This is a genomic window from Halomonas sp. V046 (genome assembly GCF_052645355.1).
In genome coordinates this window covers 1-22,741 of sequence record NZ_JBQXYF010000018.1, presented here as the reverse complement: position 1 = coordinate 22,741, position 22,741 = coordinate 1, and the positions used below count along the sequence as shown (strand labels likewise).

Annotated in this window: 28 protein-coding genes and 1 tRNA gene; 13 read left to right on the top strand and 16 right to left on the bottom strand. The window is 54.6% G+C overall.

Annotation, left to right across the window (positions count from 1 at the left end; genetic code table 11):
• Window positions 1-881 precede the first annotated feature (881 nt).
• Window positions 882-1,661: a hypothetical protein gene (locus ACUN9Y_RS19845; protein WP_445462468.1), complete on the top strand. Its 780-nt coding sequence runs from the start codon at window positions 882-884 to the stop codon at window positions 1,659-1,661.
• A gap of 593 nt (window positions 1,662-2,254) precedes the next feature.
• On the opposite strand, the gene ACUN9Y_RS19840 is transcribed toward ACUN9Y_RS19845, so the two are convergent.
• The 4 genes from ACUN9Y_RS19840 to ACUN9Y_RS19825 all read right to left on the bottom strand — a co-directional run bounded on the left by ACUN9Y_RS19840 (window position 2,255) and on the right by ACUN9Y_RS19825 (window position 5,587).
• Window positions 2,255-3,271, bottom strand: coding sequence for a tyrosine-type recombinase/integrase (locus tag ACUN9Y_RS19840; protein ID WP_445462467.1), 1,017 nt, complete (start codon window positions 3,269-3,271; stop codon window positions 2,255-2,257).
• Window positions 3,268-3,486, bottom strand: a complete 219-nt coding sequence (locus ACUN9Y_RS19835) for a DUF4224 domain-containing protein (RefSeq protein ID WP_445462466.1) — start codon at window positions 3,484-3,486, stop codon at window positions 3,268-3,270. Before ACUN9Y_RS19835 ends, ACUN9Y_RS19840 begins: the two co-directional genes overlap by 4 nt.
• Window positions 3,487-3,800: 314 nt before the next feature.
• Window positions 3,801-4,307 (bottom strand): hypothetical protein, encoded by a 507-nt coding sequence (locus ACUN9Y_RS19830; RefSeq protein ID WP_445462465.1) that lies wholly within the window; start codon window positions 4,305-4,307, stop codon window positions 3,801-3,803.
• Window positions 4,307-5,587, bottom strand: coding sequence for an AAA family ATPase (locus ACUN9Y_RS19825; RefSeq protein WP_445462464.1), 1,281 nt, complete (start codon window positions 5,585-5,587; stop codon window positions 4,307-4,309). The genes ACUN9Y_RS19830 and ACUN9Y_RS19825 overlap by 1 nt, the downstream gene beginning before the upstream one ends.
• Before the next feature lie 590 nt (window positions 5,588-6,177).
• Here ACUN9Y_RS19825 and ACUN9Y_RS19820 point away from each other — a divergent pair.
• Window positions 6,178-7,527, top strand: coding sequence for a PIN-like domain-containing protein (locus ACUN9Y_RS19820; protein WP_445462463.1), 1,350 nt, complete (start codon window positions 6,178-6,180; stop codon window positions 7,525-7,527).
• Between the two features lie 163 nt (window positions 7,528-7,690).
• Here ACUN9Y_RS19820 and ACUN9Y_RS19815 read toward each other — a convergent pair whose 3' ends face one another.
• The 10 genes from ACUN9Y_RS19815 to ACUN9Y_RS19770 all read right to left on the bottom strand — a co-directional run bounded on the left by ACUN9Y_RS19815 (window position 7,691) and on the right by ACUN9Y_RS19770 (window position 15,212).
• Complete coding sequence (locus ACUN9Y_RS19815) at window positions 7,691-8,488, bottom strand: DUF2303 family protein (RefSeq protein WP_445462462.1); 798 nt, start codon at window positions 8,486-8,488, stop codon at window positions 7,691-7,693.
• Window positions 8,485-8,799, bottom strand: coding sequence for a hypothetical protein (locus ACUN9Y_RS19810; RefSeq protein WP_445462461.1), 315 nt, complete (start codon window positions 8,797-8,799; stop codon window positions 8,485-8,487). The genes ACUN9Y_RS19815 and ACUN9Y_RS19810 overlap by 4 nt, the downstream gene beginning before the upstream one ends.
• Before the next feature lie 106 nt (window positions 8,800-8,905).
• The gene (locus tag ACUN9Y_RS19805; protein WP_445462460.1) at window positions 8,906-9,502 is read right to left on the bottom strand and encodes a 3'-5' exonuclease; all 597 of its coding nucleotides are present in this window, start codon (window positions 9,500-9,502) and stop codon (window positions 8,906-8,908) included.
• Window positions 9,503-9,526: 24 nt separating this feature from the next.
• A complete protein-coding gene (locus ACUN9Y_RS19800) occupies window positions 9,527-11,164 on the bottom strand; it encodes a YqaJ viral recombinase family protein (protein WP_445462459.1) in 1,638 nt (545 codons plus the stop codon).
• Complete coding sequence (gene bet / locus ACUN9Y_RS19795; protein ID WP_445462458.1) at window positions 11,161-11,937, bottom strand: phage recombination protein Bet; 777 nt, start codon at window positions 11,935-11,937, stop codon at window positions 11,161-11,163. The genes ACUN9Y_RS19800 and bet overlap by 4 nt, the downstream gene beginning before the upstream one ends.
• A gap of 76 nt (window positions 11,938-12,013) precedes the next feature.
• A complete protein-coding gene (locus ACUN9Y_RS19790; protein ID WP_445462457.1) occupies window positions 12,014-12,262 on the bottom strand; it encodes a hypothetical protein in 249 nt (82 codons plus the stop codon).
• Window positions 12,259-12,519 carry a hypothetical protein gene (locus ACUN9Y_RS19785; protein WP_445462456.1) on the bottom strand — a complete coding sequence of 87 codons (261 nt, stop codon included), beginning with the start codon at window positions 12,517-12,519 and terminating at the stop codon, window positions 12,259-12,261. Before ACUN9Y_RS19785 ends, ACUN9Y_RS19790 begins: the two co-directional genes overlap by 4 nt.
• Complete coding sequence (locus ACUN9Y_RS19780) at window positions 12,500-12,718, bottom strand: hypothetical protein (protein ID WP_445462455.1); 219 nt, start codon at window positions 12,716-12,718, stop codon at window positions 12,500-12,502. The genes ACUN9Y_RS19785 and ACUN9Y_RS19780 overlap by 20 nt, the downstream gene beginning before the upstream one ends.
• A gap of 1,347 nt (window positions 12,719-14,065) precedes the next feature.
• The gene (locus ACUN9Y_RS19775) at window positions 14,066-14,344 is read right to left on the bottom strand and encodes a DUF5334 family protein (RefSeq protein WP_445462454.1); all 279 of its coding nucleotides are present in this window, start codon (window positions 14,342-14,344) and stop codon (window positions 14,066-14,068) included.
• Between the two features lie 130 nt (window positions 14,345-14,474).
• Window positions 14,475-15,212: an XRE family transcriptional regulator gene (locus tag ACUN9Y_RS19770; RefSeq protein ID WP_445462453.1), complete on the bottom strand. Its 738-nt coding sequence runs from the start codon at window positions 15,210-15,212 to the stop codon at window positions 14,475-14,477.
• Between the two features lie 169 nt (window positions 15,213-15,381).
• Here ACUN9Y_RS19770 and ACUN9Y_RS19765 point away from each other — a divergent pair, with 169 nt between their 5' ends.
• The 10 genes from ACUN9Y_RS19765 to ACUN9Y_RS19720 all read left to right on the top strand — a co-directional run bounded on the left by ACUN9Y_RS19765 (window position 15,382) and on the right by ACUN9Y_RS19720 (window position 21,302).
• Window positions 15,382-15,591 (top strand): helix-turn-helix transcriptional regulator, encoded by a 210-nt coding sequence (locus tag ACUN9Y_RS19765; RefSeq protein WP_445462452.1) that lies wholly within the window; start codon window positions 15,382-15,384, stop codon window positions 15,589-15,591.
• A 61-nt stretch (window positions 15,592-15,652) separates the two neighbouring features.
• The gene (locus ACUN9Y_RS19760) at window positions 15,653-15,976 is read left to right on the top strand and encodes a hypothetical protein (RefSeq protein ID WP_445462451.1); all 324 of its coding nucleotides are present in this window, start codon (window positions 15,653-15,655) and stop codon (window positions 15,974-15,976) included.
• Between the two features lie 874 nt (window positions 15,977-16,850).
• Window positions 16,851-17,786 carry a replication protein gene (locus ACUN9Y_RS19755; protein ID WP_445462450.1) on the top strand — a complete coding sequence of 312 codons (936 nt, stop codon included), beginning with the start codon at window positions 16,851-16,853 and terminating at the stop codon, window positions 17,784-17,786.
• Window positions 17,786-18,469: a DUF6475 domain-containing protein gene (locus ACUN9Y_RS19750; protein WP_445462449.1), complete on the top strand. Its 684-nt coding sequence runs from the start codon at window positions 17,786-17,788 to the stop codon at window positions 18,467-18,469. Before ACUN9Y_RS19755 ends, ACUN9Y_RS19750 begins: the two co-directional genes overlap by 1 nt.
• A 2-nt stretch (window positions 18,470-18,471) precedes the next feature.
• On the top strand, window positions 18,472-18,780 hold the full coding sequence (locus tag ACUN9Y_RS19745; RefSeq protein WP_445462448.1) for a hypothetical protein: 309 nt from the start codon (window positions 18,472-18,474) through the stop codon (window positions 18,778-18,780).
• Window positions 18,777-19,280 (top strand): hypothetical protein, encoded by a 504-nt coding sequence (locus ACUN9Y_RS19740; protein ID WP_445462447.1) that lies wholly within the window; start codon window positions 18,777-18,779, stop codon window positions 19,278-19,280. Before ACUN9Y_RS19745 ends, ACUN9Y_RS19740 begins: the two co-directional genes overlap by 4 nt.
• A complete protein-coding gene (locus ACUN9Y_RS19735; RefSeq protein WP_445462446.1) occupies window positions 19,277-19,432 on the top strand; it encodes a hypothetical protein in 156 nt (51 codons plus the stop codon). Before ACUN9Y_RS19740 ends, ACUN9Y_RS19735 begins: the two co-directional genes overlap by 4 nt.
• A complete protein-coding gene (locus ACUN9Y_RS19730; protein WP_445462445.1) occupies window positions 19,429-19,893 on the top strand; it encodes a DUF968 domain-containing protein in 465 nt (154 codons plus the stop codon). The genes ACUN9Y_RS19735 and ACUN9Y_RS19730 overlap by 4 nt, the downstream gene beginning before the upstream one ends.
• Complete coding sequence (locus tag ACUN9Y_RS19725; protein ID WP_445462444.1) at window positions 19,893-20,312, top strand: hypothetical protein; 420 nt, start codon at window positions 19,893-19,895, stop codon at window positions 20,310-20,312. Before ACUN9Y_RS19730 ends, ACUN9Y_RS19725 begins: the two co-directional genes overlap by 1 nt.
• Before the next feature lie 372 nt (window positions 20,313-20,684).
• Window positions 20,685-21,302 carry a hypothetical protein gene (locus tag ACUN9Y_RS19720; protein ID WP_445462443.1) on the top strand — a complete coding sequence of 206 codons (618 nt, stop codon included), beginning with the start codon at window positions 20,685-20,687 and terminating at the stop codon, window positions 21,300-21,302.
• Between the two features lie 206 nt (window positions 21,303-21,508).
• Here ACUN9Y_RS19720 and ACUN9Y_RS19715 read toward each other — a convergent pair whose 3' ends face one another.
• Window positions 21,509-22,024: a hypothetical protein gene (locus tag ACUN9Y_RS19715; RefSeq protein WP_445462442.1), complete on the bottom strand. Its 516-nt coding sequence runs from the start codon at window positions 22,022-22,024 to the stop codon at window positions 21,509-21,511.
• A gap of 9 nt (window positions 22,025-22,033) precedes the next feature.
• Window positions 22,034-22,357, bottom strand: coding sequence for a hypothetical protein (locus ACUN9Y_RS19710; protein ID WP_445462441.1), 324 nt, complete (start codon window positions 22,355-22,357; stop codon window positions 22,034-22,036).
• Window positions 22,358-22,515: 158 nt separating this feature from the next.
• Here ACUN9Y_RS19710 and ACUN9Y_RS19705 point away from each other — a divergent pair.
• Window positions 22,516-22,591: transfer RNA gene (locus ACUN9Y_RS19705), tRNA-Ile, on the top strand.
• The last annotated feature ends 150 nt before the right edge of the window (window positions 22,592-22,741 follow it).

The window sequence follows — 22,741 nt, the reverse complement described above, 5'->3', positions numbered from 1 at the left end:
TGGAATGATCGACTGTCCATGCTTCTCCCTCAGTGGTCGCTAATGAATGTAGTACAATTTGAGCACAGTGCGTCTCCTGCGGACTGAATCCGCCACATCCGCCACAATTTTTGTAAGCAATTGTTGTCTAATGAAATGTTCGGTGTCGTTTGGCAGTTGTGGCTGTCTTTCTGCATCGCTCTCCCCGTAGTCCGACTCTGTCGGCGCAACGGGATCGGCCAGGCCGTATCGAAGCCGGACCGTAACTGGACCGAGTTCGGCATATGGCGGAACCGGATTGCACTGGCGTGCATCACTCGTCTCGACGCCATTTACTGCAGGCAGGCGACGACTGGGTCGATCGGCATTGGCGGGCGCCAATGCAATCGTGAACGCGGGCCTCGGTTCTGAACGCATCTCCTGGGTGCCAGGCACCTGGTCGAGAGCGGTCATTATCGCCGTCGTCGTTAGTCAGAAGGTGAGTCTCGAAGGGAAATGAATCGCTCCCGCGTTTTGACGTCAGGTTCCGAGCGTCGTTAACAGCGCTTTCCGTGAATCGATATTGGCGCGCGTCCGCTTCGTACCATCCAGTCGTATGCTCATCGGGTTTGTTCTGGGGCGCCCCCCCTTTTGACGATGCCAGCAAGTCCCTGCCTCGACGTCACCCGACCGTAAAGCGAGACAGGATTTCCGGCGGGCCCTTTGCGGAACAAGGCGTTCACCAACTGCAGAGGAGTAAGCGGAGAGTCGCTAGGTTCGGGTGGCCAGCAACTGGAACATGCGCTCTAAAGGAGCCCATGAACAAGCTGAAAATGTAGTCAAACGAAAATTCGCAAAACACTAATTCTCTGCTAGGTTTACCAAGATTACCAACTCGCCATCACGCGTATAGGAGCGTCGCAATGCCGTTGGAAAATACCGCTAATCCAAGCATCCGCAGGCCCATGTTGTTGGGCGTTACGGCACTGGCCACGAGCCTGGGTGCGAACGGCTGCTTAGCAGGCGAGACTACGGCATCGGTTTACTTGTGGAGCACCGATGTCAGCCAGGATTTGAAGGGAGGAGCAAGCGTAGAAACCGATAGTCGAACAGTACTAGAAAATCTCGACTTCGGCTTGATGGGGGCTATCGCTCACCGGAGCGATGCCTGGATGTATGGGCTGGATGCGTTGTACGCTGATATTGGTAAAGACGGTAGCGTCGATGTTCCGGTCGAGGATGCGGAACCTGGAAGCTCTGGAGCCATCGATACGGTACTGGACTTTAGCACCAAGACCACGTTTATCAATGCCTATATTGGGCACCAGTGGTTCGAGAGAGGCGATTGGTCGATCTACGGCACGGCTGGGCTGCGATTCACTCGATTTGAAACGGAACTCGTCGTGGATGCTGACGGACTAGGCGCCAAGAAGTTTAACACCCAGGAAGATGTAACGGATGCGACTTTCGGGCTTCGCGGAAACTATAACGTAGCGACTGGATGGAAAGTGCCATTTGTAGTCGATGTCGGCACCGGAGGTTCCGACGTGAGTTTTCAGGCATATAGTGCCGCCCAATATCACTGGGGGAATAGCAGTGTGACGGCCGGATATCGTTATATGAAGTGGAAGCTTCGGCATGCTGATTATCTGGATGAAGTCGTTTACGAAGGCCCGGTACTGGCCTATAGCTATTCATTTTAATCATTTTCACCGCGCGCGCATGATTCAGTGTTTGCGTTCTGCGTGCCGGGCAAGCAAGCAAGCAAGCAATAATAACTCATAGACAACGGGGGCGTGTCTTGTGGAAGCATTTCTTAAATATTTCAGTCTACCCCTGAGTTAACTAGTGCAGGTGCTTGTGGCGTGATCTTGGAACTTTCATGGCCAGCCGAGAGTGCCCGGCGGCTCATGGCATTAACTCTCCTACGCACCCTGGAAACTCGTGGATTACGGTGATAAACCACTCGCACCGACAGGGGGCAGTAGCGCGGCAAACGTGGCTCGTTGGGTTGTTCCTGGGCCAGCACACAAAGAGCCCGTATATGGAAAAGCCGCACACAAAGAAAAGGGGACCAGCTAAGTCGCTGATCCCCTTGAATAAGGTGGCGGAGGGACAGGGATTCGAACCCTGGGTAGGCTATTAACCTACGCCGGTTTTCAAGACGAGTAGATTTGAATATTTTTTGTCTTTATAATCATGTGGTTAGGTAATGTGGGTGCAACGATATTCTGTTGCACCGTTGCTCTTTGTGCCTGTTACCCCTGACTGTTGTCTGGGTTTTTGTTGCTCCTTTTCACTCGGAAAAGAACCCCTCTGCCTCCAGTGCAGAAATTCTTAGCACCTGCTTGGCACGCAGATAAATTTCGGTCGTACGCCGATCGCTGTGCTGCAGGTTGGCTTGAACGTCCAACCCCTGACGCTCAGCATCGGTCGCGTGCTTTGCGCGCAAGTCATGCTCTGTGAACCGCTCGATCTGACCTTCCTTGATGGCAAGCCGCATACCGTACTGCCAGCGGCTGTGAAACTGGTCTTTATCGTACGGCTTCCCGTTTCGCTTACAGAACAGGGTCGGGCCCTGCCGGCCTCGAACGAGATTGTCCGCTTTGACCTGTTGCACGAGGCGATGTAGCTCATCGTCCCATGGAATCATAGCCAGCTTCCCGGCTTTGCTGGTCCGTAGTGCGATGCCATCGGGCGACAGCTGATCCAGGCGCAGCTTCAGCATGTCAGCCTGGCGCAGCCCGGTTTTGTACTTCAAAAGGGCATATCGACGAACCCACGGGGACGTGTGCTTCAGGAAGCGTCGAAACTCGGTGTCTGTCACGTAGCGGTCGCGGGGCTTCAGTTTAAACTTCGCCACGGGATCTGCCGGGTTGTGCTCCATCACTCCCCAGCGCTGGGCATAGCGAAAGATATGCTTGAGAAGGGCGAGCTCGTGATTGGCTTGCGTCTTCGATTGGGCGCCACGGGCATCCATGAAGGCGAAAATATCGTGCACGGTAATGTCGCCGGTCTCACACTCACCAAACACCGCGCGTAGCCGCTTGAGTTCTTGCTTGTTGGCCTTTCGTGTTGCTTCAGCTGCTTTCGCTGGAATGATCTCCGCTTCGTAGCGATCGAAGAGGCGGCCCATCCCGGCTTTCGGGAATAGTCTGGCCTCCCATTCTTTCAGTGTGGCAAGGGCCTCTTCTCGTGTCTCTCCAAGCCGGATCCAGCTTTTCCCCAAGAGCGCTTTTTGGTGCTGATTGCACATGTACCGCCATGCCCCCTTGCGCCAGTACACTCGGGGAACACCGAATTTCTCCGTCATCGAGATAGTGCCTCCAGGTTTGGTCGCGTGCGTTGCCGGTCGGAGTTACCTTCGTCACACAGCACCTGCTCAACGTGACGTCTCCCGACGATGAGGCTTCCTGCTGCATTCATCTTCCAGCGGATCCCCATACGATCGAGAGCCGCTGACTGCTCCTTCCGACGCTTTCGACCGGTGAGCTCTTCAATCTCGTCACTGGCCAGGAATAGCATCATAATTACCTCTCCTTATCAGGCCTGCGAGGGACATGCAGGGCCTCAGGCAAAAAAACCGCCTCGTAGGCGGTCGGTTAACATTAATATTGTCTCTCAATTAATCGTCGGATACCTAGAATCTAATGGTTGATGCGCTATATTGTAAGCGTTCTAATTTTAATTGCTGTTCTGCTATTTAAATAATTTACGATAAAATGCACGTAAGCTACAGGCTATAGCGATGATTACGATTGCCGGACTGATAAGCCTCAGTGCGTTAGATAACTAATTTTTAACGCCCCAGCAAAAGAAAAAGCAGTAAATACTTGGTTATTTTATTTTTTCCTTTCAATGGCAGATATCAAATCATTCAGTGCTTTTACGTCGCTCCTTTTCCTGTCTATAAGTGACTTGGGGAATAGCGTTTTATGCGCGCCTTTGTAGGTTGTTTTTCCTTCTCCAATAATTCCTTTAAAAAGTCTCTTGCAGTTTTTTGTATTGTTATCACGCTCAACTTCTAAAATATCAAGAAGAGTTCCTTCTATTGATGGAGTGCTTATTACTGGAATTATACCGCACCTTCTGGATCTTGCAGAAACTTCGGCAGAAAGTGGTACGTCAGCGTCGAATACTGCCGCGACTATTTCGTTCCCACTTTCTTCGGCGCAGGCGAAGTTAACCACACTATCAGAACTTCCCCCGCACCTGTTGTTTATATTTACTTTGCATCCTGGTTTTGAGTAATAGCTTCTCAGAACAGATACAAAAGCTTTTTCTACATAACCTTCAACGACTATCAGTATTGTGGCTTGAGATATTGTCCTTTTTTTCTTGGGAGCCATTATTGCCTCCCCTTGATCTCGTTAATATCGTCTAATATTTTTGCGACAGATATTTCTGAAGCGTCAAGCTCAGGAACTCCTCCTAATGCCCCTTTAATATATTTACTATAAAGGTTATCGTCGGAGCGCAAGCCTTCTATTTCATCTGCTCTAAATATTTCACTTCGTAGGTTGTGCTTTTCTACAAAAAACACCTGTAGCTTTGATAGATCTTTAATAGATTCGAGCGTGTGGCCACTAAAAATTAGCTGTCCGCGACCAATGTTTACCTCATGGTTCATGAAAAGCTCTGCTATAAACGGCATCATGTAAGGATGCAGGTCACTATCTAGCTCATCGTAGACGGCAACGCCACCTGTGAACATAACTGGTAGAAGGCGCCACAACGCACATAGTATTTTCTGAGTTCCAGTTGATTCTTCGAAAACAGGGATAGAGAAAAAATCATCGTTCTCATCTCGGTGTGTTGCGAATAAAAGATCTCTCTCAGCAGCTTTCTTGTCATCTATTACAGGGATCTTTCTAACTTCCAAACGGTCTATTCCGAGGTCAATATTTCTTACCACATGCTCTATAAGTTTTAGGGCAATAGAGTTTTTTTCATTTAAACTTTTAGATAGGTTATAGATGGCAGATTCAAGGTCATCATTTTTCCCGCTAGACACTACGTTGGTTCTTAATGCAGAAAAAGCTGATATTCCGGAGTTAAGTAAAGGGTATCTAGCCTCTAAGGTATTTTGTTTCTCGGCGCTCAATATATAGGAGCAGAGTGAAACATTATCTCTTGAGAAATTTTCCGCGTAGCTCGGAAGAATGCTTTTTCTTGGCGATGATAATATAAATTCACCACCATTTTTGTAGCGCTTAAATATAGTGTTAAACTTTCCTGTTTTTTTATTTTTAAAAAGCAAGGTTTCGCTTTTTAACTTTTTTTTCTCAATAGAAATGGAATAGCGAAAAGTTTCGTCGCCATGACTGTATTCGATTTTGAAATTCGATTGCTCGTCTTGGTGTAATGCATGAGTCTCCAGTGGTATGTCTTCTTTTTCTTCCATTCCTAAAAAAGATGAGAACACCATAAAATCTAAAAAGGCAATGGCTTTTAGAGCGTTAGTCTTGCCCGACCCATTTGCACCAAATACACCATTTATTTTATTAACGTAACTCCCGCAACATAGATCTGTTGACGGGGTCGCTTTGCTTTCTGTGGTAGTGAAGTCAATGAGACTTTCTTCGTAGAAAGAGTAAAAATTTGAAAAACTTATATTGTGTATAAACATTACCAGATCCTCGGAAAATTGAGGCAGCTCAAGTTGCGGTATGATAACCCATGCATACTGCGAGAATCCACAAAAATTTGTTGAAATTCTGAGTTCCTTTCGTGACCAGGATGAGGAAAACCAGCCTTTAGGTTGGTATTTGGATAGCACCAGTTTCCTCAGCAGACGCTAGGGTGTCGCGCTGCTTTCGAGCAGCCTGGCAATCGCGCTCCACATCATCCAAGGCTGGACCAGCTTTCAATTTTTCTCCTCAATCCCCTGATTCCGGAGAAATAGCAGGTCATCCCGACAGCCTTTCTTAGCCACTTCGGGCATGACGCCGCTGCTTATTAAGCCGGTTAAACCCTGGGGTCAGTAGACTTCTAAACGCTGGCCATGCAGCAGCACGCACCCTCTCGGAACACGAGTTATTCGATGGTGGCCACCGATGCCGCAGCGTCCGCTCAGCGGGGTATCCGTGACGGCACTCTCCGGCCGTAGCAATGCCCGTAGGTGACGGTGTTTCGTACAAGCCCTAGAAATCCATTTTTTCGGTTGGCTAGGTGGTTTTTTGTCTTGTCAAGCCTTAGTAGTAAACGAGTTCCAGAGCGATGTTTGTTGTTCTGTTTTTATTCAGATGTAAAATGAAGGTTAAGGAATTAAGGTTAAACTTCTTATTAGGGGGGGTGATGAAGAATAAATTTCCTGGTTTTGTTCCAAAAGATGAGGCGTGCATCAAAGAGATTTGGAATAGTGCTATTATTGTTTTAGATGCAAATGTCTTGCTAAACATCTATAGATACTCTCCAGATGCCAAAGCTGAGCTTTTAGATCTTTTTAGAAAAATGAAATGCCGCCTTTGGGTTCCGCATCGTGTGCTAGAAGAGTTTTTTACCAATAGATTAAAGGTTATTTCTGATCAGATAAAGCTGTACAATAATTCATTGGCAGAGCTAAGATCTTTTCGCGAAAAACTGGACGCAAAAAGAAGCCACCCCTTTGTAAGCCCCGAAGTTCAAGAGGATCTTCATGCTTCATTTGAGAAATTGAATGGTGATCTAGAGTCGGGGATGAAAAGTTATGAAAAACTTTTGACAGATGATGGGGCGCTGGCTGAGATTGTAGATTTGTTTACGGACTGCGTTGGGGATTCTCCGGAGGCTGGTGAGCTAGATGGTCTGATCAGCGAAGGAGAAAGAAGATACGAAAACAAAACACCGCCGGGCTATAAAGACTGGGTTAAAGATAAGGTCGGGGGAACGTTGTCAGAAAAAATCAGCGCGTATGGAGATTATATAGTTTGGACTCAGTTGTTAAAAGGTGTGGAGGGGTTAGGCCGGCCAGTTATATTTGTCACGGATGATCAGAAGGAAGATTGGTGGGAAATAGCCAATGGAAAATTGATCTCAGCTAGGCCTGAACTAGTTCAAGAGTTTTATTCGGCTTCTGGACAGGATATTTTGTTTTATACGCCAGAAAGGTTCTTAAGTAGAGCTTCTGTTGAGTTTGATGTTGCTGAGGAGTCTAGCCTTGCTGAAGAAACCAAGCAAATATCTCGAGTCAACCACGTTCACAGTCACAGCGTTAATGCAGGTAAAATAGAAGAGGATTTATCTGAGAGCGGGCGTAGAGGCACAATAAATCACGAATATCTTTACCCCAATGGCAAAGTTATGAAACTGAGGAGCAAGCTTGATGAGCTGTATGTCAAAAAGTCAGAGTTGCAACTGGAAAGAGAGAAGGTGCGCTCCGAAATAATTAAGAATAAGTTTTGGCGTTACAATGAAAGCTTGCATGGGCACGGGCATTCCTCGTCAGAAGAGGGCAAAAAACATGAGCTAGAATTAATAGTAGCAAAGCGGAGGTTGTCAAAGCTGGATGTGGATCTATTAGATATAGAAAACATGATAGAGACAGTGGAAATGACCATCTCTCATCATGAGGTTTTTTTTGATGATTGATTCAGGTCATTCTTATCGGCTGATTAGAAATATAATTTTGATATTTTCCTTAGTAGTGCTTATTTTACCCTCCTGGTGCTCGGCCGTCGTCCACTGGTGCTGCTTGCCCATAAACGTCTCCAGAAGTAGGGTCCATTAAGGCTCCACATAGACCTTGCAGAGATCAGGGAGCAAAAACGCCAATAAGACATTCGTAGCTCGGCAGCCCTTGCTTGATCGTGTCGGCGAATTCCTGGGCGACCTCTTTCTCTGCAGCATCCAGGGCTATGGCGCGAAGGCGAAAGCCGGGGCCGCCCTTGCTCAGGCTTGCGACGCGCATTTCGAGTTTGCGCTCTTCCAGTTCCTCGTAGGGTGCCAAGCGCCAAGTGATGACCGCCGGCAGGCGCTCGGCATTCTTCACCGTGACCTTGCTCATTACGCCGACTTGCGAGCTGTGCTCCTGCTTCTCGCTGTCGATGCTGGTCAGGTCGTCGATGGAGACCTTGCGGAAGGCGTGGATCACCTTGCGTAGATCCAGCGCATCGCCCTTGCTGTTGGCGAAGGTCATCAGGTGGCCCCAGTCCTCGATCAGGGCGACCATCTCTTCCTGGTCGAACGTGCTGCCGTTGGCGCGCAGGAAGGCGCTGTACTCCGGCGTCTTGGGCAGGGTCAAGGTGGCAACGTGCTCACAATGCCCAGCGCGCGTCTGCTCGCCGATGTCGAGATAGCTGCGGGCGGCCATTTGGTCGCGGTCGATGAATACCGGCACACCTTCGGGTGCGCGGCCAGACACATAGGCGATGAAGGATGCCAGGCCCTCGGTGTCGAATTTGCCACGCAACCGGCGGCGGTGGTCTTGGCACTTCTCCAGGTCCGCCATCTGGAAGTCGCTGCCGAGCATCAGTGCGTGGCCCTCGGCCACTTCGGTGCCGGTCTTGTGGGACTGCTCTAAATGCTGAAGGGCTTCTTTGGTCAGGCTCACTGGTCGCTCTCCTTTTGTTGGTGGGTGGACTTGCGGTGAGAGTGGCCGATCATGTCGAGCTGGTTCTTCGGCTCGAGCGTCATCTCGCCACCAGTGTTCACGTACATGACCGTCTCGGTGGTGTGATCTTCAGCGGTGGCCCCGTGGGCAGTCGGCACTTTGAACGACAGCTTATGGAGCACGCCCACCTGACTGCCGGAACCGATGTTCTCGATACTCAGATCCAAGGTGACCTTGGCCTTCTTTTTCGGGTTGTCCGTGGCTGCTGCCGCGGCGTGACTGAGAATGACGCCCAGGCTCTCGGCCAGCACGCCGCCGTCCAGGTCCTCAAAGAACCTGGCCACGTCTGTTGGGTGAGACATTGGGATTGCCTCTAGGAGGGTGGGGCAGGGCCAGAACAGGCCCTAGGGTGGGTGATCAGGCAGCCTTGGCGCGGTGGTCGAGCAACCCCCAATAAACTTCCATGCAAGCCCGGGTATCAGCCATGGCTGAGTGAGCACCTTCAAGCTCTTTGCCGGTAAAGAACCGGTATGCTTCAACGAGCTTCGGAGACTTCCAGCCGTATTTTCCCTTCGGCGGCAGCTCCATGATCGGCTTGGCGATGAGCATGGTGTCGTCGAAGGTGTCCTTGTCGGCCCACTCCTCCATCGGCTTCTCGCCGAAGCCGTAGCGCTTCATGGCGATGCGAATGATCCGCTGGTCGAAGGTGCGGTTGTGGGCGACGCGGCGATGCCCCGCCCACAGCTCATGGAAGAGCATCACCGCCAGTTCCTCGTTCACGCCGACGTCCATGGCCTTTTCGTGGGTGATGCCGTGAATCTCGGCCACCTCGTCGGGGATCTCCCAGTCGTCGGGGCGAATGATCAGGTCGAGGGTGGCGATCTCCTGGCGGGTGTCGGCGTTGGCGAGGATGGCGGCCAGCTGCACGATGTGCGGCTGGTGTTCGCTGTCCGACGGAACCTTCCAGTCCGGAAGGCCAGTGGTCTCGGTATCGAAGAACAGGATAGGGGGCATCGTCACAGCTCCAGAAGGTAGGGGTTAGGCTGCTTTGAGGCTGGCCATGGCGTCGCCGTAGCCGCTCCAGTTGTCCACGCCGGCGTCCAGCAGGGCGTGGAGGCGAGCTTGGTCGGCGAGCAGCACCTCGTGTTCCTTCTTCGTGATTTCGACCGTCGCCGGCTTGGCCATCTGACTGCCGCGCTGGAAGGTGTCGGCAGCCTGGGCGATGCGGCTGGTGTCGATCGGCCTCCGGTAGCTGGGCTGACTTGCGCTCGAGCCGTGGGTCCCGATGGCCGGCTCGCCTTCCGTCGGTGCCGGCGCTTCCTCGCGCGCCTTTCGCTCTGCTTCACTCTTCGCCTTGGCTTCCTCTTCCTGACGAATACGCTCGCGCTCGGCGTCGAGCCGCTTCTGCTCCTCCTGCTTGTGATGGGCAATACGGTTTTCGACTTGCAGCTTGATGAATTCGGCATCGCGCTGGATCAGGTCGCGCCAGTCGCTGAATAGGAAGGCGTAGTTGCTTTGATGCTGCTCGATCAGAGCCTTGTTATCGGCGAGACGCTGGGCTTCCTGTTTAGCCTCGATTTTGGCTCGGGCTACCTCGTCGTCGGCAGCAGCCTGAAGGGTGGCGATGGTCTTCTTGCCCTTCATGGCACCGGTGATGTTGAGGCTGTGAGCCGGCTCGAACGGGCAGTCCAGCTCGGCCAGGAAGTCATCGAACGATGCGGTGGCCTTGCGCTGGATCTCCAGGCGACGATTTTCCTTTTCGGCCTTTACTAGCTTCTCCAGGGTCAGGCGCTTCTGGCGCATGGTCTCGGACAGTTCGTCGATGGTGGCGAATACCTCGGCGATGCTGGCGGTCTGCTCGAGCGCCGCCTGTTTCGAAGCTTTGAGCTGCTTCTCGCCTTTCTGCAGAAACTTGACCGTGGACTCAGCGTCGGCGAAGTCCTTGTCGGTGGCGAGCTCGGTCTTGATGCCCTCGATCATCGGCAGCGCGCGGGACTTAAAGTCGGGCAAGTTGCTGGCGGTTACCGCGCCGTCGAGGTGGATCTTGAGCGCTGGAAGGGCTGAGGGTGCTTCGCCTTGGGGCGCGACCATTTGCTCGGTGGGCTGGTAGGTCTCGAGATCGGTGCGGAACTGCACCCACCCGGCGAGCAGCTGTCTTGCGTGGAAGTTATCGAGAGTGACCCAAGTGCTGACCGTGTTTTCCTCGGTGCCATCCGTGACCATGTAGAGCCACTTTTCTGCGCCGCTCACTATCAGCTGCTGAACCACTTGCCAGTAGTCCTCTTGCGGCACCTCTCCCGACGTCACAGCCTCAGCCTTTGAGGCGTTCCACTGCTTGCACTCCCAGCCAACATCCTCAAGCATCGTGATGCCATCAAACGAGGCCAGCAGAGCGCCGTCATCCGACACCGCAGTGACCGGGTATAGCTCCTCGCCAACAATGTGCTCCGCGATCTGACGAGCCTTGGCCTCGATGCGATGTCCTTTGTCGAGCACGTTCTTCTGAAACCACTCACTGAACTCCTGTTCGGAGCCGGTGGCCTTCATGTGAAGAAGCTCGTTGCGCTTCACGTTCTTCGAGCAGGCCATCATGATCGAGGCCTCGCTAGCGGTGTCGTGCTGGGCACGCAGGTCGTGCCACTCCTGACTGCCTTGTTGGACGTTGACGATCTTCATGCCTTTACCTCCTGGATCTGCTGTTTCTGCTCGTCAGTGAGCTGGGCTTTGCTGGTGAGGAAGCCGATGACCTGTTCGGGAGTGCGCTTGCCGGCCTCGATGGCGGCTTGCCAGGTCGGAAAGTTGTCGTCGAACTGTTCGGCCGGGTAGAAGGGCAGGGCTTGCGGCTCCTCCTTCGGCGGCGTGACGTCGCGCTCGAGATTGGTGCTTCGGTACCGGTCTGCCTCGTCCTCGTCGATGATCCCCGACAGGCCGAAGGCGTAGCGGGCGCACTGGATGGTGGCCTTGTGACGCAACATGCGAACCGGCCATTTCTTCCACGGCTCCGACTTCCCGGATTGGTCGCGACACTCGTTGAGGTACTCGGTGACCTCGGTGGCCCGGCTCCGATCCTTGCGGAAGATGCGGCAAGTGATCGCCAGCAGCCCGCCCTGGTTATCTAGCTTGTCGTCGAACTCCATGCCGTCGAATTGCGGGTGCGTGTTGATGATCTTTAGCCAGCCGTCGATGCTGACGATCGGCTGGATGGCCCCGCGGTTGTTGAAGGCGTAAATCTCCTTCGCCAGCGGGTTAAGTCGGTACTCGTTGGCGATGGACATGAAGACCATCAGCTCCTCGTGGGTGACCTGCTGCTGGCCGCCCTTGGCCTTCATGAGCGTCTGCGTCATGAGGTTCTGTACCGTCTCGGGATCGACGCTTAGGCGCGTAGCCATCATCTGGAACGGCGTCTGCTGTCGCCCCGGATGCTGGTGGTCTTGTGCGGGTTGGTTCATCGGGGGATACTCCTCGCTGATTCATATCGTGTGGATCATCCGGCCCGCCACCAGCTCCACCTGGTGACGGGCTTTTTCATGCGGCTCTGTTTTGCAGAGTGAGGGATTCCTCAAGCAGACGATCGTGGTCCGCTTCCACCAGCTTTTCTTCGAGCCACGGCGCATGGCGCCCTCGACGGTCGAGGATCCGGTACTCGAACTCACCCGCTTCCGGCGGTTCGGCATCGCCAAATCCTGAGCCAGTGACTCGCATCGGTGCCGGCCTGCTGTAGAACGTCACCTCGCACCGGCAGGGGATGCCGGCAACCTGCGTCACGAAGCTCATGCGGCCTCCGTTCTGCGATGCTCGGCGATGAACTGAGCCAGACGATCGCGCAGCCCAGAGAAGTGGTGCTCCTCGTTGGCGTGCAGGAAGAGCCAGTCGTCGCGTTTCGGCTCGATGCCAGGCGGCACAAGGCAAACTTGTACCTGGAGCGATTGCCAGCCGTCCTCGCCGAATGATCTTGTTGTGCTGGCGGTCAGGCCACACTGGTGTGGGATTTCCGCGACCAGCTCTTCGATTTCAGCGATCAACTTCTTCATCGGTCATCTCCTGTATCAGCTGGCGGGTCGCCGCCGGCATGTCGTCGTGGGCCACTTTCTCGACGGTCAGTCGGTAGGCCTTGCCGTTGATGAGGATCAGCTCTGATGCTCTTTTCCGGCCGTGCTCTATGAGCATGTGGTGGATGACGCCGCATTGAGCTTCTTGGCGGGTCATGGGAGGGGGAGAAACGGCTGGCATCGCTATCCCCGGATTAGCTGTAGTAGTGGCTCTGATTGGCCATGCCAGCGTGCCTGGAACGTGGCTGCTCTCGCGGCGTTCACCGGGTCTTTCGGAAGATGGGCTCGGCACCCGATGATCGGCCTATTCCGCGCGTTGATGACTTCGCCACGGGCCAGCTGCTGCGCCTTCAACTCTATGAGTACGGGATTGCGTTTCATGCTGACCTCCTGACGGTCACGATTTCTGTGTCCACCGGCAACGTCTTAGCCACGGCTTTTGCTACCTTGCGGCTGGAGTGGAGCCCCAGGTCGGGGCGAGGTACGGAAGGGCGCCCGGTCGGCGTCTCGCGGACGATATATCTGCTGGCCATGGCGACCTCCGGAAATAAAAAAGCCCGGCACATAGCCAGGCAAGACGCAGGGAATAGAAAGAATGACAGGGCTGAAGCCGCCTAAAGTGTTTCTATCAGGCGACTAATGGGCTATTGGCTTAGGAGCGTAAGGGTGGGAGCGTTAGATGTGCCCAAAGAGGCATTACTAATAAATTAATATACGCTAGGGGTATTCCATGAAGAAAATTGTGATAGCCATGCTTGCTAGCATGGTGATGTCGCTTTCTTTTGCATATGCAGATCAACCGACACCAACTGACTCCCAAACGCAGACATTCACCCAAGAAGTACAATTTGAAGGCCAGTGCCCTGAGGTCGAGGAATTCACGTCGCTTACCGCATCAGATGTGATGCTCGCTCAAGGGTGTTGCAGGGTATGCAGGCAAGGAAAAGCGTGTGGTAACAGCTGTATTAGTCGTAGCTATTCCTGTCACCAGCCTCCTGGTTGCGCCTGTAACGGGTAGTGCTCAGGCGTCTGGCAGACCACTCTGAACGAATGGCCTTACAGACGCCGCCTGTATTCTCGGCCCAGGCGGCAGGCCATGCGCCGCACTGCGTAGCGGATCACGTCAAACTCATACGGGCTTTGCCAAGGCTAAGCCCGAAAACCTTCCGGTACTGACCCCGGCGAGGTCTTCAATCAAGCGGCTTCGCTACAGCCGGTGCCACCCGCGCCAGGCTCTAACCTCTCGGCGTGCGCCTGACGCCCCGCTTGGGACTCTCGAAAGCACTCATCTCGTGAGCGGATGCATTGGCCCAAGCACCGGGGGATCTCGTGATTTTAAAGAGCGCGGCCCTGTTGGAGCCTTCCGAAGCGTTCACGCCTCGGATGTGATCCAATATCACGTAATGTGTTTCTTTCGTCAACCACAAATTGTGATATTTGAGAGGGTCTTGAAGCAGTCCATTGAAAAATAGGCATAAAAAAACCCGCTCAAGCGGGCTCAAGGGATCTGGTTGTGCGGAGAGGCGGGCTATTCTTCCATCTCAAAGATCCGGTACTCACCAGTGTCGTAGTCGTAGATTTCTAGCTCGACAGTGTTGCCGTAGCTACTGGTGCTCTCGACTTCTGCGCGGCGGTACTCGCCTGAGTCCCAGTCGTAGTACTCGATTTCGCTACCAGTGCGGATGGGATTTTCAGATTCGATGGTGATATCGCTATTGCTGTCTTTGTCGTAGCCGTCCCAAGCGAAGGCACAACCAGCGAGGACAAGCGTAGTTGTAACAACGAGATAGGCGATGAGCTTACGCATGATCCTTCCCTTCCTGTGGATGGAGAGCTTTTAGCGTAGCAAGAGCCCTCCACACAGGGCGGGCTGAGGGGTGTCGAGTGACACGCCAATGAGTACAGCCCCAAAGACGATTACACCCTCTCGGTCAGCGTTACCACATGGTGCTGGACCAAAATACACGCCCCTTGATCTCGACCAATTCTGGCCAGCCAGGACCAAGATCCTCGTCTGGAAACTCCGCCTGGTTATAGCTGCGAATCCGCAGGCCACCGCCAGGAAGCCGGTGCAGCAGCTTCACACGCAACAACCCATCATGGTCGATGACGTAGAGCTTGCCATCCTTGATGGATTTTTCTTCGGTGTTGACGCCGACGGTAGAGCCGTCCGGCAACACGGGTTCCATGCTATCGCCATTCACGTACGCACATGCGGCGTTCTCCTTCATGACTCCGGCGCGGCGCAAGGTGGCCTTCGCAAACCTCAGCTTCGCCCCATGGTTCTCTATGACCTGCGTGCGCCCCGCGCCGGCGGCTAGCTCGACTTCTCGGTATAGAGGCAGCTCTACCTCATCACCGCTGAGAGGAGTGTTGTCATCCCAGGGGTCTAGGCTGCCGAAAAACTCTACCTCGTCACTCCGCGGAGATTGTCGCGGCTTCAGGTTGGTGACGTTATTCGCACCATCCTCACCGGTCCAGAGCCATCCCTCGCTGACACTAAGCGCTTTCGCCAGTAGCGCCACATCCCCACTTTTAGGTTCTCTCAGGCCACGCTCATAGTTGGAAACGCGCCCCTGAGAAGCCCACTTACATTCTCTTGCCAGTTCAGGCTGGGTCATCCCTGCACGCTGCCTGGCTTCTTTGATGCGGTCGCCGATCGTCGATGCCGCCACTTGTATCTCTCCTGCCATTAGTCGAGCTCGGTTGGAGCGATCCGATGACACGGAAGGTGTCCCTTAGTCAGCATTATCAACACGGATTGTGTTAGCCGCACTCGACGTTTTGTGGTTTACACAACCACGAAACGTGATATTCTGATTTGAAACACAATGAGGCGATGGCATGGACATTCGTTCCCTCCGAACCAAGGCAGGCATGACTCAGAGAGAGCTGGGCGAAGCCTGCGGCCTTGGTCAATCCACAATCGGCAACTACGAGGCTGGCATACGCGCGCCGAGCCTCGAGGTGGCTCAAAAGATTATTGAGGTGGTCCGGTCCTGTGGCGTTGACGTGTCTATTGAAGACCTCTTCACCACGGCGATCGCCGCCTAGTTTCTCCATCCGCCTGCCTGTGAAGGCCGCAGCCACCACCTTGAAAGAGAAGGAACTGCCCATGCTTTCACACCTCAGTGATCGTCGCTGCAAGCCGGAAGGCGAGCACCTACAGCACCTCGTCAAACCCAGATTCACCGATGACGAGTTCGAGCTCATCCAAGCGGAGGCGGCTATGCGCTATGACGGCAAGCTCGCGACGACTGTGCACGACGCCACGATGGTTGGCCTCGAGGTCATGCGCGAACGCCGCCAAGCGCTGTTGGCCAAGCTGGCTGGCGGTGAAGTCCCAACGGATGACCAGCACGACGAGCTAATCCAGATGCTCGCCAAGATGGCTGAGCAATCGCTAATGAAGAGTTTTGATCAACGAGACACGGCCTGAAAGGGCCAAGGAGTGCGCGATGTTGGATCGCGGATCAATGCAGCAAGTGTTGGGCCTGCTGACTCCCGAAGCCCAGGAGGCGGCGAGGAGAGAAGCAGTGATGCGGGGAATGGCAGTGGAGGACGTGGTGCTGGAGAAGTGCCTCGAAACCGTCCAAGGCCAGCTGTACGCCCTGCGAAGCCAGCGAGGCAAGCCACAGTTGAGAGTCGTGGAGGGTGGCCGAGCGTGATGCTCGGTCTCTATGAAGGTAGGGCCTATCAGGGCAAGTGGATGCCTGGTCGGGGCTGGCTACCCCGATCAGGACTTTTTGGAGTCACTTCGTGCGACGAATAACGATCAACAGTGCTGCAAACGCGGAGATCGTCTGTGCGACGTCGATGGTGACAGCCAGGTTCAGGTGCATTTCCACGGGAAGTACTCCGTGTCAGCGACCTGAGGCCTCAGGTCTTTGGAAGACCTGTATTTGTATAGCGCTTTGCCAAGCGCTCGCTGATATCGCGCTAGCAACGAGGGATCAGCAGGCGGGCAAGCAGCGGTTAATTCCGGGATTCACGCCACCGCACTGGGGGTGGCCCTTGGCCAACGCCATGGGATGGCGAGAGCCGAAACGCTCCGGATTGCAGAGCCCTTTCGCCACCTTGCGATCGGTGACAGCTAGGGGTCGCAGCCCTAGCCAAACCAGATTAGCGGGAGCTGGAGGAGGGGGGAATCCAACTAAGGCCGTAAAAAGAAAGCCCCGGCGGGCTGTAGGGGCCGTGTGCCGGGGCTCAGAGAGGAGTCAATTATGACCGAGCCAGCGCAGATTTTCCAGTTCCCAGACCGTCGTGATGACGGCCAAGAGCCTGGCCCTAGCAGGCCTGGCAGGAGCCCTCAAGTGGAAGACGGATTCACGAGGATCGCCAACGAGCTTATGGAGCAAGTGATGGCGGCACCACTCACGTTGCGGGAGATGCGAGTCGTCTTGGCGGTCATCCGGCTGACCTACGGCTGGAATCGTAAGCAGGCGCGAGTCACTGGTGGCCTGTTGGGCAAGCTGACAGGCCTGCCCGACACCAAGGCCAGCCAAACACTGGCGGCACTCGTGGAGAAAAATGTAGTGACTCGTCACGGTGGCAGCCGCTCACCGGTTTCCTTCAACAAGCATGCTGACCAGTGGAAGTTGCACGAACCCAGCCGCAAGACACCACCCCCGAAACAGGGCAATCCGGTCGAGACTTACCAAACTGGCGAGCCTCAACCAAAACGGTACGACTCTTACCAAAACGGTAAATCTGAGTCTTACCAAATTGGTAACGCTTCTAAAGACATGAAAGACATACCCCCTCTCCCTTCGGTCGAGGGGGAAGGGCGCTCGCCAAAATCCGACCAGGACCAAAAGCCTTCCAAGCCATCCGAAGCGAAGCCGGGGAAGGGTAAACCAATCCAGCTCGATCTGAGCAATTTGCCTGGCGGTGTTACTCCGGAGGCCGTCCAGGGATTCATCGAGCACCGCAAGGCGCTGAAGAAGCCTCTGACCCAGAGAGCGCTGAACCTGAATGTGAACGAGGCCCTTCGGGCTGCCGAACGCATTCCGGACCTGACACCAGACCAAGCGCTGGATGAAACCGTGCTCGCCGGATGGCAAGGCGTCAAAGCTGACTGGCTTGTTCGTCGCCTCAGCACCCAGCAGCGCCAAGGTGCGGGCATGAACGCAGCAGAGCGCGTGCACGCCGCCAACCAGGAAGCGGTACGTCAGGCCGTGGAGAATCGCCGAGCGGGTACCAGTCATTGGGGCGGCCAGGTCTACGAAGCCGAGGGAGGGCACTGGTGATGACCGATCACGACTTCAAGAAGTTCGCGGACATCTGGGGCCAAGCCCAGGAGATCTATAACCGCACCGTGACGTCCGGAACCATTGAGCTGGTCTACCAGGCACTCAAGCACCTGGACATCGAGGAAGTCCGGCGCGCACTGACCCTGCACATCCAGAGCCCTGACACGGGGCAGTTCCCGCCGAAACCGGGTGACGTCATCAAGTTCGCCCGAGGCGACAGCCAGAGCCGCACATTGCACGCCTGGGCGAAGGTCGAGCGCGCCATCCGCAGCGTTGGGCATTACAGCGACGTGGCCTTTGACGATCCCCTGATTCACGCAGCGATCGAGCGTATGGGCGGCTGGCCGAAAATCGCCATGGTGGAAAGCGAGAAGGACATCGTGTGGCTACGCCAACGGTTCGAGGCTCAATACCGCACCTACGCCATCCACAAGCCTGACCAATGGCCGGCATTTCTCCCGGGCATCTCCACGCAGCAGAACGCCCAGATCGGCCAGCACACCCGGGGCCGGATGCCCGGAAAGAATATCACGCTGATTGGTGATGAGCACCGGGCCAAGCAGGTAATCGACCAGGGCCGCGGCGCATTGGCCAACGGCACCCAGGTGAAGCGCGTTACTGATTCCAGCTTGTCCGGATTGATCGAAAACATGCAGACCAAGCAACGAGGAGCGGCATAGCCATGGGAACCGTCATCAACCTCAGCACCCGTCGTAATCGTCGTCTGGATAACCCCAACAACCAGCTGGGCCGGACCTACATCGTCCTCCGGGACGCCACCTACTGGATGCAGTTGCACGAGATTGGCGATGCGATTCAGGCCCGCTTCTGCCAGATGGATAGCCATGCCGCCATCTCTGCTCGCATCCGCGACCTTCGAGCCCAGGGCGTCACCATCGCCAATCGTCAATCACCGGGCCCTGGTGGGACCCGGCCGCACGAGTATCGACTAATGGCCGCATGGGACGGCGGCACCGGAGGTGCGGCGTGAAAGACGCCAAGCCTTTCGTCAGCCGGGCCAGCAGTATTAAGGATTCGTTGTCGATCGTGGCCCGGCTCCCGAGCGTCCTAGCTCAGGCCATCGACGCGTGGGGTGACGTCGAGGTGGTGGTCCAGAAGCGCAAGCAGAAGCGCAGCCTGGACCAGAACCGTCTCCAGCGCTTGTGGTGCAAGCAAGCCGCAGAGCAGGGCGACATGACGGCCGAGGAATACCGCGGCTACTGCAAGCTTCACTACGGCATTCCGATTCTGCGCCGAGACAGCGAGGCGTATCGCGAAGCTTATGATCGCGTCATTAAGCCGCTTCCTTACGAGCAGAAGCTCGAGCTCCAGATGACGCCGTTCGACTGGCCGGTGACCCGGGGCATGAACAAGAGCCAGAAGACGGAATACCTGAATGCCATGTGGCAGCACTTCACAGGTCTTGGGTTCCACCTCACTGATCCAGGGCTCCAAGGCATCGGGCCTGATCAATACCGGGAGGCCGCATGACCATTGTCACCACATTCCTCGCCGGCGCCGTCCTCCTCGGCATTGGCATCGTGCTGGCTCTCACCTGGATCAGCCGACAGGTCGAGCGACAGCACAACCGGGAGGCAATCAAGAAGGCTTTGAAGCGAGCAACCAAGGAGGGAAGTCGATGAACCGTGGCCAGCCCCTCCAGCGCAGAACGCCACTCAAGGCCAAGGCACCAATGGCTCGCAAACCGGTGAAGCGAGGCTTGTCGTCAAAGAATCGCCATTCCACGAAACACAAACAGCCTTGTGTCTCTCCAGCGAAGGACAAGCGCTTCCGCAGCCCAGCCTATCTTGCGTTCGTTCGCACTCTGCCGTGCTGCCGTTGTGGTGCGCCGGCGGATGACGCTCACCACGTAATCGGCCTGCATTGGGGGCTATCCGGTATGGGCACCACAGCTCCGGACAGCTTCGCCATGCCAACCTGCCGACCGTGTCACCAGGACATTCACCGGCTGCCAGAGTTGCAGCGTTACCAGCCTGATTGGTTACGCCATGTCATTGCCCGCGGAGTGAGGCAGTTCAGCGGTGACATCCGATCGGAGCTGATCCGAGCCTGGGAATTCATCGACGAGAAGGAGGCCGCTTGATGCGCATCTTCGTGCCGTATTTGGCCAGTAGCACCAACGTGGGCACTCGTCAGCACTGGAGCAGACGTAAGCGTGAGGTGGATACCTGCCACCTTATCGTCCGCAACGCTGTGAACCGGGCGGGCCTTACTCCGGTTGAGTGCCAGGTAGATCTGGTGTTCACGCCCAGGCTTGGGAAAGGAGTACGGCGGCGGGATACGAGCAACTACAGCTTGAGCATGAAGCACCTGGAGGACGGACTAGTTGCCGCCGGTCTCCTGCCCGATGACCGCGGTGAGTTCGTGCGTCGGATCATCTTGGAGCCGCCAGAGATAGATCGGAAGGCTGAGACAGGCACATGGGTGGAGATCATCCCGGTAGGAGAGGGCGAAGATATTGCTGCCGGCCATCGCCGCATCCGGTTCAGGACTGCGGCATGAACCATTTCCGAGTAAGACCCAGGACGGTCCGTGAAGGAGTACGCGGCCTGCCACCGCTATCGGTCTTGATGATTCCTAGAGGGATGGTCATCAACGAGGTTTACGACGAGGAGTGGCGAGATGTCTGGCCCGCGACGAGCACCCTGGCCAGCAAAGCAAGGCTGTGTGTGGAGCATGATCGCCGGTGCGATATCGCTCAGAGGAAACACCAGAAAGGAGCGGCGCGCCTTTTTTACGCGGTGGCAGAAAACGCTCCCAGTGGCGGATGAACGGCGTGCTAGAGCGGTTTGGAAAGAGGGCATTCCGATGCCAAAGGAAACGAATCGGGAAAACGGGAAACGATTTGGGAAACGGTAGGAAACGGGAGAGCCAATGCGATACCTGAGCGCACGACAGATGATCTTTGACGCCTATCAGGCGCAGCGGGGCAGTGTGATGGCAGGGGCGACGGAAATTGCCCAGCTTGGTGCTCGAGTCCAGACGACTCAGAAGAGCAACAACGACTGGCGTATCGTCCACGGCCTTGAGGCCGGCGCCGTGATGAGCCGGGTCGAGGCGCTGCCTCCGCATCTGGCGGCCCTGGCTCGCTACTGCTTTGGGCCATTCACTCGCTACGAACTGGATGAGGACAGGGAGACTGTCGAGATTGCCTTGTACCGCCAGCTATTGGCCGACGGCGTAAAGCTACCAGGGCAGGGGAAGGGCAGGCCTACGGCGCAGCAGCTGGAGACGCTCCGGTACCTGTGCGCGGCAGCCCTCTACCACCACAGCGAGACGACCTGGCCGTATCGGCGAGCCGGGCTGCCAGCGCCGAATGCTATCAGGAGTTGGTTGAGGCGTGAGTATGGAACGGATATTGATACTAGGTTCTGGACCCGTCATGACCGAGCGTCATGGGGTTCGGTCTGGGGTTTCGCGCTAAAGAACCTTGATCGTTATGAGGAACAGTCCCTTGGCACGGTGGCTTTACTGATCTATGCCGCAGCGTAGTTGCCGGGGCCCGCGTGATTGATAAATCGTTTGTAAAAAAACTAAGAGCGATTTTTTTAAAGTCCTTCATAGCCGCTGTCGGTGTCAAAATGGTCGGTCATTTCAGTTTTAGTGGATGTGGCCGGCCTTCGTTCCTTGTAATGCCAAGAAAACAGCGCTTTCGATTTTTGGATTTTGTAGTAATTTGATGTTTTTCCTGAGGTCTGTTATTCTGGTTGGCGTCCTTCTAGTATTCTTTTCACTTGTTCGTTTAGCTCTTCTATCTGGTTGTCTTTTATTTGTATTTCACTGCGAAGTTCCTCTTGGCTCATCATTTGATAGTTATCTTCGCCTAAAGAAAAGCTTCCATGTCCCGTGTAGATGAATATTTGGTCATCACTTTGATGAACTACAGGAGTTATAGAGCCGTTAGCTCCTCCTTGGTTGCCATCACCAGTGGCGATCGCTTTTCCCCAGAATCCGTTGACAGCATTGTTAATTGAATCAGAAAGCTCTTTTATAGCTTCATTCAGTCGCTGGCTGATGCTTGAGTTTGAGCCCAGGTATTCGTCATTCATTGCGCGAAAAGCATATAAATTGTTTAGCGCAGCCACATAGTTTTCATTCTCTAGCTCTTCAATCCCTTTGTTGTAGTAGTCTTCGCCAATTTTGTTAGATTCTTCGTTAGAAAGCACAGGGGTGCTGGCCAAAAAACACAGAATGAATACTGATGTTATTCTCATAAGTACGCCTCATGGAAGTTGCTTTGGCAAAGTGATTGATGAACCTGTTTCGCTCGTTGGCTGGCTGTTACTTCCTGACGTTTCCACTTCAAGTCCTTTGTATAGCGTCACGCCAATTACTGCAGCTCCAAGCAGCGAGAAAAAAGATCCGGGCGCAATTTTCTTTATATATATTCGATTGCCTCCTGAGAACGTGGCATCTATGTCGCCAGATGGTCCATGAAATCCTTTCACAAAAAGCTTAAAACCCATCCAGCAAATAAAGGTTCCAGATAGTATCGATGCTAGTTTGTAAGCCAAAAAGCTGAGCATGAACGAATCATGTGCTTGCATTTTTAATGCCTTGTTATTTAAGTTGCATTTTAAACATAGATGACACTCGGTGACGTCGCCAGAAAGGTTTTGGTATTGCCAACTGCATCAGAACCTTCTAAGCTATCCCCAGCATCTAAGACTTCGCCCTGGCTTCCGAGCCGGGGCGTTTTCGTTTCATCAGTCGGGACAGATGGTTAAGTCGCCGGGCTCATAACCCGGAGAGAGCTGGTGCGATTCCAGCGGCTGTTACCACATTCCAAGGCCCTGCCAGGTAATGAACTGCACCCCGAAAGTTGGACACCCACATCCAACCTTCGGGGTGTTTTCATGAGCAACCGATACGACGAGTGGTTCAAACTGCTGGTGGCACAGCAGTGTTTGCACGGTGACACCAGCTTGAGT